The sequence below is a fragment of the Pseudoclavibacter sp. AY1H1 genome, from assembly GCF_002931055.1.
GTDB lineage: Bacteria > Actinomycetota > Actinomycetes > Actinomycetales > Microbacteriaceae > Pseudoclavibacter.
The window spans coordinates 1-14,103 of the sequence record NZ_PSXX01000001.1 but is presented as its reverse complement, the minus strand read 5'-3'; the positions used below and the strand labels follow the sequence as shown (position 1 = coordinate 14,103).

General features: G+C 69.6%; 11 protein-coding genes. 3 read left to right on the top strand and 8 right to left on the bottom strand.

Annotation, left to right across the window (positions count from 1 at the left end):
- Nucleotides 1-399: 399 nt before the first annotated feature.
- From C5E05_RS00055 to C5E05_RS00025, 7 genes are all read right to left on the bottom strand, one after another.
- Nucleotides 400-2,406 (bottom strand): primary-amine oxidase, encoded by a 2,007-nt coding sequence (locus C5E05_RS00055; RefSeq protein ID WP_104340779.1) that lies wholly within the window; start codon nucleotides 2,404-2,406, stop codon nucleotides 400-402.
- Between the two features lie 92 nt (nucleotides 2,407-2,498).
- Entirely contained in the window at nucleotides 2,499-3,992 is a 1,494-nt protein-coding gene (locus C5E05_RS00050) for an aldehyde dehydrogenase family protein (protein ID WP_104340778.1), read from the bottom strand.
- A 191-nt stretch (nucleotides 3,993-4,183) separates the two neighbouring features.
- Nucleotides 4,184-4,666: a hypothetical protein gene (locus tag C5E05_RS00045; RefSeq protein ID WP_146080975.1), complete on the bottom strand. Its 483-nt coding sequence runs from the start codon at nucleotides 4,664-4,666 to the stop codon at nucleotides 4,184-4,186.
- Between the two features lie 15 nt (nucleotides 4,667-4,681).
- Nucleotides 4,682-5,863: a M20 family metallopeptidase gene (locus tag C5E05_RS00040; RefSeq protein ID WP_104340776.1), complete on the bottom strand. Its 1,182-nt coding sequence runs from the start codon at nucleotides 5,861-5,863 to the stop codon at nucleotides 4,682-4,684.
- Nucleotides 5,856-6,527, bottom strand: a complete 672-nt coding sequence (locus tag C5E05_RS00035; protein WP_104340775.1) for a DUF1028 domain-containing protein — start codon at nucleotides 6,525-6,527, stop codon at nucleotides 5,856-5,858. Before C5E05_RS00035 ends, C5E05_RS00040 begins: the two co-directional genes overlap by 8 nt.
- The gene (locus C5E05_RS00030; RefSeq protein ID WP_104331627.1) at nucleotides 6,524-6,958 is read right to left on the bottom strand and encodes a RidA family protein; all 435 of its coding nucleotides are present in this window, start codon (nucleotides 6,956-6,958) and stop codon (nucleotides 6,524-6,526) included. Before C5E05_RS00030 ends, C5E05_RS00035 begins: the two co-directional genes overlap by 4 nt.
- Entirely contained in the window at nucleotides 6,955-8,253 is a 1,299-nt protein-coding gene (locus C5E05_RS00025) for an NAD(P)/FAD-dependent oxidoreductase (protein WP_104340774.1), read from the bottom strand. The genes C5E05_RS00030 and C5E05_RS00025 overlap by 4 nt, the downstream gene beginning before the upstream one ends.
- A gap of 289 nt (nucleotides 8,254-8,542) precedes the next feature.
- Between C5E05_RS00025 and C5E05_RS00020 the strand changes: the two genes are divergently transcribed.
- On the top strand, nucleotides 8,543-9,472 hold the full coding sequence (locus C5E05_RS00020; protein WP_258064723.1) for a LysR substrate-binding domain-containing protein: 930 nt from the start codon (nucleotides 8,543-8,545) through the stop codon (nucleotides 9,470-9,472).
- A gap of 26 nt (nucleotides 9,473-9,498) precedes the next feature.
- Here C5E05_RS00020 and C5E05_RS00015 read toward each other — a convergent pair whose 3' ends face one another.
- A complete protein-coding gene (locus C5E05_RS00015; RefSeq protein ID WP_104340773.1) occupies nucleotides 9,499-10,518 on the bottom strand; it encodes an aldo/keto reductase in 1,020 nt (339 codons plus the stop codon).
- Between the two features lie 90 nt (nucleotides 10,519-10,608).
- On the opposite strand from C5E05_RS00015, the gene C5E05_RS00010 reads away from it, so the two are divergent.
- The gene (locus tag C5E05_RS00010) at nucleotides 10,609-12,591 is read left to right on the top strand and encodes a beta-galactosidase (RefSeq protein WP_104341178.1); all 1,983 of its coding nucleotides are present in this window, start codon (nucleotides 10,609-10,611) and stop codon (nucleotides 12,589-12,591) included.
- Nucleotides 12,592-12,647: 56 nt separating this feature from the next.
- Nucleotides 12,648-13,616, top strand: a complete 969-nt coding sequence (locus C5E05_RS00005; RefSeq protein WP_104340772.1) for an SDR family NAD(P)-dependent oxidoreductase — start codon at nucleotides 12,648-12,650, stop codon at nucleotides 13,614-13,616.
- Nucleotides 13,617-14,103 lie beyond the last annotated feature (487 nt).

Below are 14,103 nucleotides of genomic sequence, written 5' to 3'. Positions count from 1 at the left end.
CGCAGACACTGACGTCTAATTCAGCGCGGCACTAGCGTGCGACATGAGAATCTCTCTCTGAAAGAGAGCGCAATGCCAGTAGCTCCGAAACGCACCGAGCGAACCACACCCGTTCTTCTCAACCAGAGCGTGTCGCTACACCGTGACCCACGTGCCTCGGCGGCGAAGCTAGGCCGCAGCGCCGGACCGAGAACACCATTCCGCCCAACGAATTCAATCGCACCGGGCAAGAAACGCGGTGTCCGGCGCATCGGCCTCAGGGTCTGCGCCAGCGTCAAAGTCTGTGCTCGGGCCGCTTCGACGCCGGGCTCTGCGCTCGCGTCCGCCCCGACCCTCAGCGCACACACGAAAGTGCGCCACGCGGATCTCCGCGCGGCGCACCTTCGAGTCGTTCCTGGCCTACTCGGCGGGCATGCGACCGTACCGGCGCTCCGCACTGTGCGAGCAGCAGGAGCCAGCCCCACGTGTCGCCCAGTCGGGCACATCCAGCGCCGGGTTGCGGTCGAAGAAGCCGTACGGCTTCAGCTGGAGACGGTAGACGTCGACGGGCATGATCGGGAAGTCCTCCGGGCGCGGCAGGTGCGTGGGACCGAAGGAGTGCCAGACGACGATGTCTCCACCGTCGACGGACTCGGCATCGTCGACATACGCGGGAAGCCCCGCGCCGCCCGCGTGCTGGTTCGGGTACTTGCCGGCCGGCCAGCGCTCGTCCTCGTGGTACTTCGTGACCCACGTGTTGTGGGCGGCGAAGGTCGCTCGCTGGTAGACGCTCGACTCGGGGTCGGCGAGCAGCGTCGGCCACCCTTCGCCGAGCAGCTCGTACTCGGTCGACTTGCCGATCGCGTTGCGGCGCGCGTTCGACCCGATGTGCCAGGTCCGTCGCACCGAGCGGTCATCGTCGAAGCCGCCCTCGGTCTCGATCCGCTCGCGAGCCCACGTGAAGGCGTTGCCGTAGGGGTTCTGCTCCCCCATCGGGATGCGTCGCACCTCCGACCTGTCGACGTAGTTGTCCGGCCCGTCGACTTCCATGTCGAGCCGCGCGCAGAAGATGTGCTGGTGCACCGGCGCGAACAGCCCCGGCGCGATCTCCAGCCGGTGCGCCTCGGACGCCCCCGGCACTCCCGAGCCGTTGAACACGAGCCCGGTCGCCTTGGCCTCGACCTCGATGGTGCCGTCGAGGTACAGGTGCCAGTAGAAGCCGTAGTCGTAGTTGCCGACCGTGGCGATGTAGGAGATGACGAGGCGCCGCTGCCGACGCACATCCGTTCCGTAGCCGAACTCGGTGTGCTTGTAGAGGATCGACGCGTCCTCCTCGTGCATGCAGATCGCCTGGGGCACGCGCATGGCGTGTCCGTGGTCGTCGTGGCTCATGCCGTCGAAGTAGTGGATGACGCCGAGGCAGTCGCAGCCGAGCGCAAGCGAGTTGGCGCTCTTGCCGAGGTAGTACTCGCCGGCGTCGAAGTAGCTGATCCAGTACCGGTTCCGGGAGGTGTCGCCGTAGGGCACGATCATCTCGGGAACGGAGCCGCGGTACATGATCGGTCGGCGCTCCTCGCCGTCGAGGAAGCTGAGCTGATTGAGGACGAGCCCCTCCCGCGCGTTGAAGCCGACGCGGAACTGCCACCCTTCCCAGTCGACGAGGGAGCCGTCGACGGCGAAGCTCGGGCCTTCCGGCTGCGTGATCTCGATGGGCTTGAGCGTGGATCGCGCAGGCCCCACGTGCTCGTCGTCGTAGCGCCCTGAGGTCGCCGCGGTGACGACGTCGCCCTCGTCGAAGACGCTCACGACCTTCCCGGTCGTGAGGTCGATCGTCACGAGCAGGCCCTCGACGGGGTGCGCCCAGGCGACGTCGTCCGGGTGGTCGCGGAGGAACGTGAGGGAGCGGATCATCCGTCGCCCGATCTCGTCCTCGTAGCCGAAGTAGCCGGGGGCCAGCGGGGAGCAGAACGCGTCTTGGATGCGATCCTCGAGGCCGCGGCGGCGCATCGCGGCCTGCCATTCCTCGCTCGACTTGGCGATCTCCATCGCGCGGTCGTACTCCTCGAAGAGGTAGGCGGGCTGCCCGTAGGGGAACTCCCCGCTTGCCACCACGTCACGGGACGCGATGACGCCGGCGTCCAGGTCGACGACGTATTCGGTGGAGACGCCCGTGTCCGTCTCGAGCACGACGTACTCGACGCGGCGACGCAGCGGGCCGCCCTCGGTGAAGCCGCGGACGAACTCCTTGTCCGGCTCGATGGGCATGACGCTCGGGAACCGGCTCTGCTCGGTGAGGAGCCCTTCGGCCTCGAGGATGGAACGGCCGCGCTCGATCTCGGTGGCGGTGAGCGGGTCGAGCGGATGCCGGACCTCGTCGAGGTGCGACACCCGCTGACCCGTGGTGTGCAGGGGTTCTGTTGTGGTCATGAGCGCCTCCTCGCGCGGAACGACGGGGACTCTCCCCGTCGGAGATCGGGAGCACCACTCGACCGTTGCGCGGTCGGGGTGCGGCACGCGGTTCAGCCGTGCTGGAACCAGGTGGTCTTGAGGCCGACGTAGTTGTCGATCGCGTGGCGGGACAGGTCGCGCCCGAACCCGGACTCGCGGAAGCCGCCGAACGGCGTCGTGAGGCCGAGCGCGTCGACGGTGTTGACCGAGACGGTTCCTGCGACGAGCCGGTCGGCGACACGGTGCGCCCTGGCGAAGTTCGAGGTCCAGACCGAGGCCGCGAGGCCGTAGGCGGAGTCGTTCGCCTGGCGGACGGCGTCGTCCTCGTCGTCGAAGGCGATGATGGTGGCGACCGGCCCGAAGAGCTCGTCGACGACCAGCGGGTGCTTCGCGTCAAGACCTGCCACCGCGGTGGGCGCGTAGAACGCCCGCGACGCTCCGCGCTCGATGCGCGCGCCGCCGAAGAGGATGTCGCCAGCGGAGCGTCCAGCATCCACGGCACGCTCGATGTCGTCCGTGTGGGACTCGTTCACGAGCGCCCCGCCTCCGGTCGACCAGTCGAGGGGATCCCCGGGCGCGTAGGAGCCAGCGGCGAGCCGGAAGGCGGAGATGAAGGCGTCGAGCACGGGGCGCTGCACGTAGATGCGGGAGTTCGCCGAGCACACCTCGCCCTGGTTGTAGAAGGCGCCGAAGGCCGCCTTCTCGGCCGCGAGCTCGACCGACTCGACGTCGGCGAACACGAGATTCGCGCTCTTGCCGCCAGCTTCGAGCGAGAGGCGCTTCATGTTGCTCTCGCCGGACGCCACGAGCAGTCGCTTCGAGACCGCAGTGGATCCGGTGAAAGTCAGGGCGTCGACGCCACGGTGCCGTGCGAGGGCTTCGCCGACCACGCGGCCGGAGCCCGTGACGACGTTCAGGACGCCGGCGGGCACCCCTGCCTCGACGGCGAGCTCCGCCAGCAGGAGCGCGGTCAGCGACGACTCGGAGGCCGGCTTCAGGACGACGCTGTTCCCGACCGCGAGCGCGGGCGCGATCTTCCAGCAGGCGATCTCCATGGGGTAGTTCCACGGCGTGATGGCGGCGACGACGCCGAGCGGCACGCGCGAGACGACGGCAGTCGAGCCAGGGGGCGTCGATGGCACCTCGTCGCCGAGCTTGTCGGCGAGTTCCGCGTACCAGCGGATGGTCGCGACGGACCCGGGAACATCCACGGTCATGGACTGCCCGATCGGCTTGCCCATGTCGAGGGTCTCGAGGAGGGCGAACTCTTCGGCGCGGAGCTCGACGAGGTCCGCCCAGCGCTGCATGATCGGGCCCCGGTCGGCGGCGGCGAGGCCGCTCCACGTGCCGGCCTCGAACGAGGCCCTGGCCGTCGCGACGGCTCGCTCGGTGTCCTGCGTGGTCCCGGCGGCGACTGCGGCGAACGCCTGGGCCGTCGCGGGGTTGATGCTGGAGACGACGGCGCCGTCCGACGCGTGGGCGCGGACGCCGTCGATGAAGAGGCGCCCATCTGGCGTGAGGGACTGGGCGCGGGCGTGCCAGTCGATCGAGGTGGGCTCTTCCATCTGCGTCTCCATTCGTCGGGGGCACTCGGGTCGTGCTCTGGAATGCTCAGCGGTGTCGTCGACCCGCGCGTGGCCGAGCGACATCGCTGTCGGTGGTGCATCCACACTGCGTCACGTCGGCACATCTACCAAGCACACGATTTCGATCTACTGCATCTGCATCTTCGATGCCGACGTTGTCGCAGGCAGGCTCACCCGGCGAGCGTCGCCACGAGCATCCAGGCCACCATCGTCGCGTTGACAGCGAACGACACCTGCCCGAACCGCGGGCCCATGGCGAGGTCTCGCCACAGCAGCCCGCGTGCCGTCAGCCAGGCGAACGCCGTCGCGGCGGCGATGAGGTGCGCGAGCTGCACGCTCCCCTGGCCCCCGTGGTGCGACGACGCCAGCGTCGCCTCGCCGGCGTGGCCCGCGAGGAAGCCGGCCACGAGCAGCGCGAGCATGGCCAGCTCGTCCACGAGGGCCGGCAGGTGCTGGCCGTCCCTCCGGCATCGACGGGCGGTCGCCATGCAGAGCAGGTAGATCAGCACCGCTCCCCCGACGTGCAGCATCGGCTCGTGCGCACTCACGAGGCACGGGACCATCGCGACGAGCATGACCGCGTGGTGCACCCACCAGGAGGCTCCCGGTCGTTGCCCCGCGGTCCGCGGGATGCCTCTCACCGTGGTGCTCATGAGCGAGGCGGGGCGTCAGCCCTCGCCGAGGCCGTCCAAGCGGGACGCGGATGCTGCGGCGGACGCGACATCGATGACCGTCCAGGCGATCAGCACCGACGCATCCACAAGCGCACGCTCGGCGGCGGGCCCGACGCAGGCCGCTGCGAACTCCTTCTGGTGATTTGCGAAGGGCAGCGAGTCGACGCCGATGTACGGGTGGATCGCGGGGACGAGCTGCGAGACGTTGCCCATGTCGGTTGAGGCGCGGTTCATGCGGCCGGCGGTCGACGGGTCGGCGAAGACCCGCCCGCGGGCGATCGCGTTGGCCGTGTACGCCGCCAGCGCCTTCTCGTCGGTCCGGAACTCCGCGTATGGCTTGCTCTCCGGCTCGATGCGCAGCGTGCTGCCGCTCGCCAGCGCCCCCGCCTCGAAGCAGCGGTTCACGCGCTCCTCGAGCCGGTGCAGCTCCTCGAGCGTGTTGGCGCGCACGTACCAGCGCCCCTCCGTGTGCTCGGGGATCGCGTTCGGCGCGAACCCGCCGACGGTCTGGATCCCGTGGACGCGCGTGTCGGCGGGCAGCTGCTGTCGGAGCAGCCCGAGCGCGAGCTGCGCGATGAGGAACGCGTCGTTCGCGTTGACGCCCTCGTCCGGATACGCCGCGGCGTGCGCCGAGACCCCCTCGTAGGTGATGTGGCTGTGGGAGACCGCGAACGGCCTCGCCTCGGCGACGTCGACGGGGGCAGGATGCACCATGATCGCGAGGTCGAGGTCGGCGAACGCTCCGGCCTCGATGAGCTCGATCTTTCCTCCGCCGCCCTCTTCCGCGGGTGTCCCGTAGACGCGCACCGTCACGCCGAGCTCCTCGGCGAGCGGGAGGAGCGCGAGGCCCGCCCCGACTGCGGAGGCCGCGATCAGGTTGTGGCCGCACGCGTGCCCGAGCCCCGGGAGGGCGTCGTACTCGGCCATGATGCCGATCTTGAGCGGCCCCGTGCCGTACTCGGCGAGGATGGCCGTCGCGAAGCCGAGGTAGGCGCGCTGTACCGCGAAGCCCGCATCCTCCAGCGCCGTCGCGACCCACGCGGCAGCCTGGTGCTCCTGCCACGCGGTCTCCGGGTTGGCGTGCAGTCGCTCGGACAGCGCGATGAGCGACGGCGCCGCCTCCGAGACGCGCTCGTCTGCGCGGCGCTTGGCGTCCTCCACGGTGAGGTCACTCATCTCCGGGCACCCCATAGGAAGGAGCCGCAGTCGGGTCGATGCCGCGGGAGACGTAGTCGTCGCGCTGCGGCAGCCAGACCTCGAGGAGGTCGCCAAGCTCGGCGACGGGGTCGGCGTCCGTCCAGTCGATCCGAAGGTCGGTCACCCGCCAGCCGGCGGCCCGAACCACGGAGAGCCCCGCCGAGTGCACGGGCCCAGCTTCGCCGCCGGCCGCGATGGCCGCACGCAGCGCAGCGAGCAGCCGCTCCTCCAGCTCGCCCTCGGCACTGCTGAAGGCGGCCACCATGAGGTCTGGAATCGTGGCCGCTGCGAGCATGTTTCCGCCCGCGGCGACCCCCTGGCCCTGGCTGTCGCCGAAGATGCCGAGCGCCCGGCCGCCCGAGTAGACGGCAGACCTGCCAGCCGCATCCACGACCAGCAGCTGCCGGTACTCGATGTGCTCCGTCTGCGCGGTCACGGTGTCGATCGCCTCCGGAGCCGACGCGCCCGTGCGCAGCGCCTCGAGCAGGATCGGTCCGAGCCTCGGGTCGGTGACGTTCTGCGAGTTAACAGCACCGACGCCATCGGCGAGGTGCGCGCATCGCGCGGCCACAGCGGGCGACGACGAGCAGATCGCGGAGCCGAGGGCTCCCGTCTCGTCTCTGGCCACGATGGAGAAGGTCACTGGGCGTCCCCGTCCGCCGGCGTGCTGATGACAGCCGTCGCGTCGATCTCGACGAGCCACTCGGGGCGCGCGAGGGCGCTCACCACGATGCCGGTCGACACTGGGTGCACGCCCTTCAGCCACCGCCCCATGACGCGATAGACGGGCTCCCGGTAGCGCGGGTCGATGATGTAGACGATCACCTTCACGATGTCGTCGAGCGATGAGCCTGCCTCGTCGAGCAGCATGGCGATGTTCGCCATCGCCTTCTCCGCCTGCGCCTCGACATCGCCGATCCCGACGGACTCGCGCGACTCCAGGTCCTGGCCGATCTGCCCGCGCAGGTAGACGACTCCGCCGGCTACCACCGCCTGACAGAGATCGTTGTCGAGGTTCTGCTCGGGATAGGTCACCTTCGTGTTGAAGGGGCGGATGCGGGTGTGCGTGGTCATCGCGAAGCTCCGATCGAGGCGGGGACGGGGGTGCTGCTGGTGCTCGGTTCCGTGCGGTAGTCGGCGTAGCCGCGCTGGATCATGATCTGGTCGGCGACGTAGCTCGCGTCGTGCCAGACGCCCCAGATGAAGCTCGAGCCGCGCCGGGACTGCCAGGGCAGGCCCAGGAAGTAGATGCCGGGTTCCGTCGAGACGCCACGCTGCTGCTTGGGGCGACCGCGCTCGTCCACGGCCTCGACCGGCAGCCAGCTGTAGTCGACGGCGAAGCCGGTCGCCCAGATGATCGAGGTGATGCCGGCCTCAGCCAGGTCGAGCTGCTCGAGCGGATGCTCGACGCACTCCGGGATGGGACCGAAGACGCGCGCTTCCGGCTCCTCAGGGAGGTCCATCCCGTTGCGCTCGATGAACGCATCCGCCTCGTCGAGGACGGACAGGTAGTTGGCGTCGCCGTCGGCGATGTTCTTCGCCAGGTCCGGCCCGAAGCTGACGACCCCGCCCTCGCAGCTGTTCGTGCGACCGACGAGCGTGATGCCGCTCGCCGCGAGCGTACGGAAGTCGACCGTGTGCCCGCCTCTCGCGCCGCTGACGGCGATCGTCACGTGCTCCGCCCCGCGAGGCGGCGCCGAGGCCTCCCACTTGCCGAGCACGCCGAGCCACCAGACGAAGTCGCGATCCCGGTAGGCACGCGGCGGGCGGTCGTGGGGGCCGACGGAGAGGAAGACCTCCCGGCCGGAGCGGCGCAGCTCATCGGCGATCTGCACGCCGGAGGAGCCTGCGCCGACCACGAGGACCGCGCCGTCTGCCAGCTGCTCCGGGTTGCGGTACGCGCTCGAGTGGAGCTGCTCGATGCCGGTCTCGGCCGGCACGATCGCCGGGAAGACGGGGCGCTGGAATGGCCCGGTGGCGGCCACGACGTAGCGCGCATCGATCTGGCCTTCGCTCGTCTGCACGTGGAAGCCGGGAACGCCCTCGCGCCTGCGCACCTCGGTGACCTCGACTCCGCAGCGGACCGGGGCGCCGAAGCGCTCCGCGTACTGCTCGAAGTAGTCGGCCATCTGGTCCTTGGTCGCGAACGCGTCAGGCGCGACGCCCTCGATCTCCATCGACGGGAACCGGTCGTGCCAGGCCGGCCCGTTGGCGACCAGCGAATCCCAGCGGCCCGTCCGCCACCGCTCGGCGACGCGCTCCCGCTCGATCACGAGGTGCGGCACCCCACGTCTCGTCAGGTGCTCGCTCATCGCGACTCCGGCCTGGCCGGCACCCACGACGAGCACTTCCGTCTCCTGGAACGACATACGAACCTCCATGCTGGCGAAGAAACTCGCTCGCGAGCCACACCCCGGCCGAAGCCGGAAGCACCTGATCGCTGGGCGGCCACGTCGTCCGCCCCGAGTGACTCCCACCAAACCCCACCGCGGAAGTGGCGGCAAATATGCGTTGCCGAGGCAGTCCATCGAATCTCTTGATGTGGGTCCGTCGTCGCCGGGAATCTCGGGCCACGAGGGTTTCTCGGCCTCCCAGAACGGCATCAGAATTAGTGAACTTCAGCGTCGCTCACATCATCAGTCGAGATACCATCCGTGCATGGCAAGATCCAGCCGCTTCGACATGACCCTCACCCAGCTGCAGTACTTCGTCGCCGCCGCGACCAAGCAGTCGATGACCGAGGCATCCCTCGACCTGCACGTCGCGCAGTCGGCCGTCTCGACCGCCATCGCCCAGCTCGAGCGGTCGCTCGGCGTGCAGCTCTTCATCCGCCAGCGCAGCAAGGGACTCGCACTGACGGATGCGGGCACGCAGCTGCTCCGCGACGCGCAGCCGCTCCTCGCCCAGGTCGACGAGGTCGCCGACAACGTGCGCGGTCACCACACCTCCGTGCGCGGGACCCTGCGCCTCGCCTGCTTCGTCACGCTGGCCCCCTTCGTGCTCCCCAGGCTCATCTCCCGGGTCAAGGAGGAGCACCCCGAGCTGCAGATCGAGATCATCGAGGCCGATGTCGACGGCACGGTCGAGCTCCTCCTCAACGGCTCGGTGGAGGGGGCGATCGCCTACGACTTCGGGGCGGTGCACGACCTCACGTTCGACCACCTGTACGCGTCGCCGCCGCACATCATCCTGCCCGTCGACCATCACCTCGCGCAGCGGAAGCGGATCAAGCTGGCGGAGCTCGCCGAGGAGGACCTGATCCTCCTCGACATCGCCCACTCGCGCGACTACTTCCTCGGCATGCTGGCCGACGCGGGCGTGCACCCCGCCGTGCGCTACAGCTCAAGGAGCTACGAGACCGTTCGCTCGCTCGTCGCGCGCGGGCACGGGTTCTCGATCCTCAACCACCGCCCGGAGATGCCGCAGACCTACGACGGAGGCGAACTCGTCTCGGTGCCGATCGCCGAGAAGGTCGCGCCCCTCGACGTCTGCTTCGTGCGCCTCTCCGAAGTCAAGCCGAGCGCCAAGGTCCGTGTCATCGCGAAGCTCGCGCGCGAGCTCTTCGGGACGAAAGCCGACGCCAGCTGAAGCGAGCCCCCGCGTTCGGCCAGACGCTAGACGGAGCCATCCACGGCAAAGGGCTCGATCGCGGCGAGCTCGTCCTCGGTCAGGGCCGGCGCCTCCAGCGCGGCCACGTTCTGCTCGAGCTGCCCGACGCTCGACGCTCCGATGAGCGCGCTCGTCACCTGCGGGTGCCGGAGCACCCAGCTCAGCGCGAGCTGCGCCAGCGTCTGCCCGCGCCCTGCCGCGATGTCGTTCAGCGCGCGGGCCCGGGCGAGGTACTCGGCGTCGATTCCATCGGCAGACAGGAACCTGGACGTCGCGGCCCGCGAGGTCTCCGGCACGTCACCGCCGAGGTAGCGGTCGGTGAGGAGCCCCTGCGCAAGCGGGGAGAACACGATCCCGCCGGCCCCGACCTCATCCAGCACGGGCAGCAGGCCCCGCTCGATGTGGCGGTCGAACATCGAGTACCTGGGCTGGTGGATGGTGAGCGGGATGCCGTGGCCCGCGAGGAGGCGCGCCGCCTCGCGCGTCTGGGCGGGGTCGTAGTTCGAGACGCCGACGTACAGCGCCCGCCCGGAGTCGACCGCCGTGGCGAGTGCGCCCATCGTCTCCTCGAGCGCCGTCTCCGGGTCGAATCGGTGCGAGTAGAAGATGTCGACGTAGTCGAGGCCCAGGCGGCCGAGCGACTGGTCGAGCGAGGCGAGCACGCTCTTGCGCGACCCCCACTCTCCGTATGGCCCCGACCACATGGCGTAGCCCGCCTTCGAGGAGACGAGGATCTCGTCGCGGTGGGCGGCGAGGTCCTGCGCGAAGATCCGGCCGAAGTTCTCCTCGGCCGAGCCGGGCGGCGGGCCGTAGTTGTTCGCCAGGTCGAAATGGGTGATGCCGAGGTCGAACGCCCGGCGCAGGATCGCCCGCTGCGTCTCGAGGGGCCGCTCCCGCCCGAAGTTGTGCCAGAGGCCGAGGGAGAGCTCTGGGAGCTTCAGCCCGCTCCTCCCGGAACGGCTGTAGCGCATCCGCTCGTACCGGTCTGGGGCAGCCTCGTAGGCGGGGCGCGATTCGTCGGTCATGCACCGATTCAGTCACTTTCACTTTCGTAAGTCAATGGCGCGTCTGATTTACGATGACGTAAGCTCTCTCGGGTGAACACATCGACGTGGATGCCCGGCCCCCAGAAGATCCGCTTCGGCGGCGACTACAACCCCGAGCAGTGGCCTCGTGAAGTGTGGGACGAGGACATCCGCCTCATGCGCGACGCCGGCATCAACCTCGTCAGCATCGGCATCTTCTCGTGGGCCCTCATCGAGCCAGAGGAGGGCGTCTACGACTTCACGGTGCTCGACGAGATCATCGGGCTGCTCCACGCCGCCGGTATCGACGTCGACCTCGCGACGCCGACCGCCTCCCCGCCCGCCTGGTTCTACCGGAAGTACCCGCACACGAGGGCCGTCACTCGCGACGGCGCCCCCCTGGCCTTCGGCTCGCGCGGCATCGTCAGCCCAAGCTCCCCGGAATACCGCCTCGCGGCGACGGCCATCGCGGCGAAGCTCGCAGAACGCTACGCACAGCACCCGGCAGTCGTGCTCTGGCACGTGCACAACGAGTACGGCGCCCCGATCACGGAGAGCTACGACGATGCCTCCGTCACCGCGTTCCGCGCCTGGCTGCAGGACCGCTACGCCACGCTCGACACCCTCAACGCAGCCTGGGGCACGAACTTCTGGGGACAGCGCTACGGCTCCTGGGACGAGATCGACGCCCCTCGCACCTCGGGAACGGCGAGCAACCCCGCCCACCGCCTCGACTTCCATCGCTTCAGCTCGGCGGCGCTGCTCGAGTGCTTCAAGGCCGAACGCGACGTGATCCGCGAGCACGCCCCGCAGCCGATCACCACGAACTTCATGGCAGGCATCTGCCCGAGCGTCGACCTGTGGCAGTGGGCCGACGAGGTCGACATCGTCGCCAACGACCACTACCTCACCGCCGAGCAGGACGACAACCACATCCAGCTCTCACGCGCCGCCGACCTGACACGCTCACTCGCCCGAGGCAAGCCGTGGATCCTCATGGAGCACTCGACCTCCGCCGTGAACTGGCAGCCCCGCAACATCGCCAAGCGCCCGGGCGAGATGCGGCGCAACAGCCTCGCACACGCGGCCCGTGGCGCCGACGCGGTGCTGTTCTTCCAGGTGCGGGCAGGACAGAAGGGCGCAGAGAAGTTCCACTCCGCCCTCATCCCCCAGGCCGGCGAGGCATCGCGGAAGTGGCGCGAGTCCGTCGCGCTCGGAGCCGACCTGACCGCCCTCGCCCCGATCCTCGGGTCCCGAGTGCACGCTCGGGTCGCGATCGCCTGGGACTGGACCTCCTTCTGGGCGCAGGACCTCGACTGGCGGCCGTCCGTCGACCTCGACCACCGGGAACGGGTCGAAGCGTTCTACTCGGCACTCTGGCGCCGCGGCGTGACGGTCGACTTCGTCCACCCCGCCGCCGACGTCACCGGTTACGACGTCGTGTTCGCCCCCTCCCTGTACCTCATCGAGGACGACGCCGCCGCCAACCTCCGCGACTACGCCTCAGGAGGCGGCACGCTCGCCTTCTCCTACTTCTCCGGCATCGTCTCGAGCAACGACGACGTGCCGACCGGCCCATACCCGGGGCAGCTCCGCGACGTGCTCGGACTTGTCATCGAGGAGTTCCTCCCCCTGCGCGCCGGGGAGCGGACGACGCTCGCCGACGGATCGATAGGCCGTGTCTGGAGCGACGACATCGAGCTCCAGAGCGCACACAGCGTCACCGACTTCGCCGACGGGCCCGGCGCGGGCCGACCGGCGATCACCCGGAACAGCTTCGGAGAGGGCACCGCCTGGTACCTCTCCACCGCGCTCGACGGTGCAGACCTCGACGGGTTCGTCACGGCCGTGCTCGACAGCGCCGACTCCCCATACTCACCGATCAGCGACCTCGAGACCGTCGTGCGCCACGGCGACGGCACCGACTACGTGTTCCAGATCAACCACGGGGCGCTGGATGCGGGCGCGGGCATCGCCGGGCACGACCTCCTCGCCGACAGGGCGGTGAGCTCCGACGACACCGTCCCGGGCGGGAGCGTCCGCGTCGTCGCCGTTCCGCGCGCCGACGACTGACGGGCGCACTCCGAAACGGTCAGGGTCTCGTCACGGCGCGCTGATAGGAACGAGTCATGACACCCCAGACGACGCCCGCGTTCGGCACGCCCCAGTTCGATGCGAGCTCGACGGCCCTCGACGTCGTCGAGGGTGTCGACCTCACCGGCAGGACCGCGCTCGTGACGGGCGCGAGCTCCGGCATCGGCGTCGAGACGGCCCGTGCGCTCGCCTCGGCGGGGGCGGCGGTGACGCTCGCCGTCCGCGACCTCGACGCTGGCCAGCGCACCGCGGCCGACATTCGCGCATCCACCGGCAACCCGGACGTGCGCGTCGAGCACCTGGACCTCGCCGACCTCGCGACCGTGCAGAGGCTCGCCCAGGCCTGGACCGGGCCCCTGCACCTGCTCGTGAACAACGCCGGCATCATGCACACCCCGGAGCTCAGAACCCCGGGCGGCTGGGAGCTGCAGTTCGCCGTCAACCACCTCGGGCACTTCGCGCTCGCCAATGCGCTGCTGCCCGCCCTCACCGAGGCGGGGAACGCGCGCGTCGTGGTCGTGAGCTCGAGCGGGCACGCCTCGAGCGGCATCCGCTTCGACGACCCCTTCTTCGTCGGGGACGACTACGACTCCGGGCTCGCCTACGGGCAGTCGAAGACCGCGAACGTGCTCTTCGCGCTCGAGGCGACGCGGCGCTGGGCCGACCGCGGCATCACGGCCGCGGCGCTCATGCCCGGAGGGATCTGGACGAACTTGCAGCGACACTGGGACCCCGAGGTGCTCGCCGACATGAAGCGACGCTTCCCGAGCAAGACACCCGAGCAGGGCGCCGCGACGTCCGTGTACGTCGCAACCCGCGCCGAGCTCGGACCCGGCACGCCGGCCTACTACGAGGACTGCCACCCGGCGCAGCTCGTCGAGGAGGTCACCGACGGCGTGCACGGCGTCGTCCCGCACGCCGTCGACCCTGATGCCGCTCGCAGACTCTGGGAGCTCTCAGAGTCACTCCTCGCGGACGAGGCTTCCAGGCCCCGCGAATGCTGACCGCGCTCCGAGAGCTGCTGGCTGAACCGGCACGGAAGTAGGCACGGAGGTGGGCGCGCGAGGTGGGCGCGCGAGATGGGCGCGCGCGCCCGTGATGGCGCGGGTCGGGGCGTCGGCGGGTCACGGGGCCTTCGTGAGCATTCCCCTCGGGACCAGCTTCCGCCTCGTTAGACTTTTGTGAATGCTATTTCACGTGCACACAGTGCGGCTAATCGCACACAGCTACGAATATCGACCAAGCTGAGTGCCTGCCGTTTCTGGGGATACCTCCCGTGAACGCCCGCATGTGGCTTCGGGAGCCTGAAAAAGTTATGCACGACCCTCCCGACAATCGGACCGGTCCGGTAGACTAGGGTCCATGCAACAGCACCGCAGCAACGACGTGGCCGATCCGGGGTTCGACCCTTCGGACCCGGCTTCTGTCGCGGCTCGCCGCTCGGAGATTCTCGCGATGGAGGAAGCAGCCGCGGCGATGCTCGCGGCCGGC

What these genes read in the sequence shown, in the direction of transcription:
- C5E05_RS00055 (WP_104340779.1), bottom strand. Translation starts at nt 2,406, where the DNA reads ATGACCACAACAGAACCCCTGCACACCACGGGTCAGCGGGTGTCGCAC.
- C5E05_RS00050 (WP_104340778.1), bottom strand. Translation starts at nt 3,992, where the DNA reads ATGGAAGAGCCCACCTCGATCGACTGGCACGCCCGCGCCCAGTCCCTC.
- C5E05_RS00015 (WP_104340773.1), bottom strand. Translation starts at nt 10,518, where the DNA reads ATGACCGACGAATCGCGCCCCGCCTACGAGGCTGCCCCAGACCGGTAC.
- C5E05_RS00020 (WP_258064723.1), top strand. Translation starts at nt 8,543, where the DNA reads ATGGCAAGATCCAGCCGCTTCGACATGACCCTCACCCAGCTGCAGTAC.
- C5E05_RS00010 (WP_104341178.1), top strand. Translation starts at nt 10,609, where the DNA reads ATGCCCGGCCCCCAGAAGATCCGCTTCGGCGGCGACTACAACCCCGAG.
- C5E05_RS00030 (WP_104331627.1), bottom strand. Translation starts at nt 6,958, where the DNA reads ATGACCACGCACACCCGCATCCGCCCCTTCAACACGAAGGTGACCTAT.
- C5E05_RS00040 (WP_104340776.1), bottom strand. Translation starts at nt 5,863, where the DNA reads ATGAGTGACCTCACCGTGGAGGACGCCAAGCGCCGCGCAGACGAGCGC.
- C5E05_RS00045 (WP_146080975.1), bottom strand. Translation starts at nt 4,666, where the DNA reads ATGAGCACCACGGTGAGAGGCATCCCGCGGACCGCGGGGCAACGACCG.
- C5E05_RS00005 (WP_104340772.1), top strand. Translation starts at nt 12,648, where the DNA reads ATGACACCCCAGACGACGCCCGCGTTCGGCACGCCCCAGTTCGATGCG.
- C5E05_RS00025 (WP_104340774.1), bottom strand. Translation starts at nt 8,253, where the DNA reads ATGTCGTTCCAGGAGACGGAAGTGCTCGTCGTGGGTGCCGGCCAGGCC.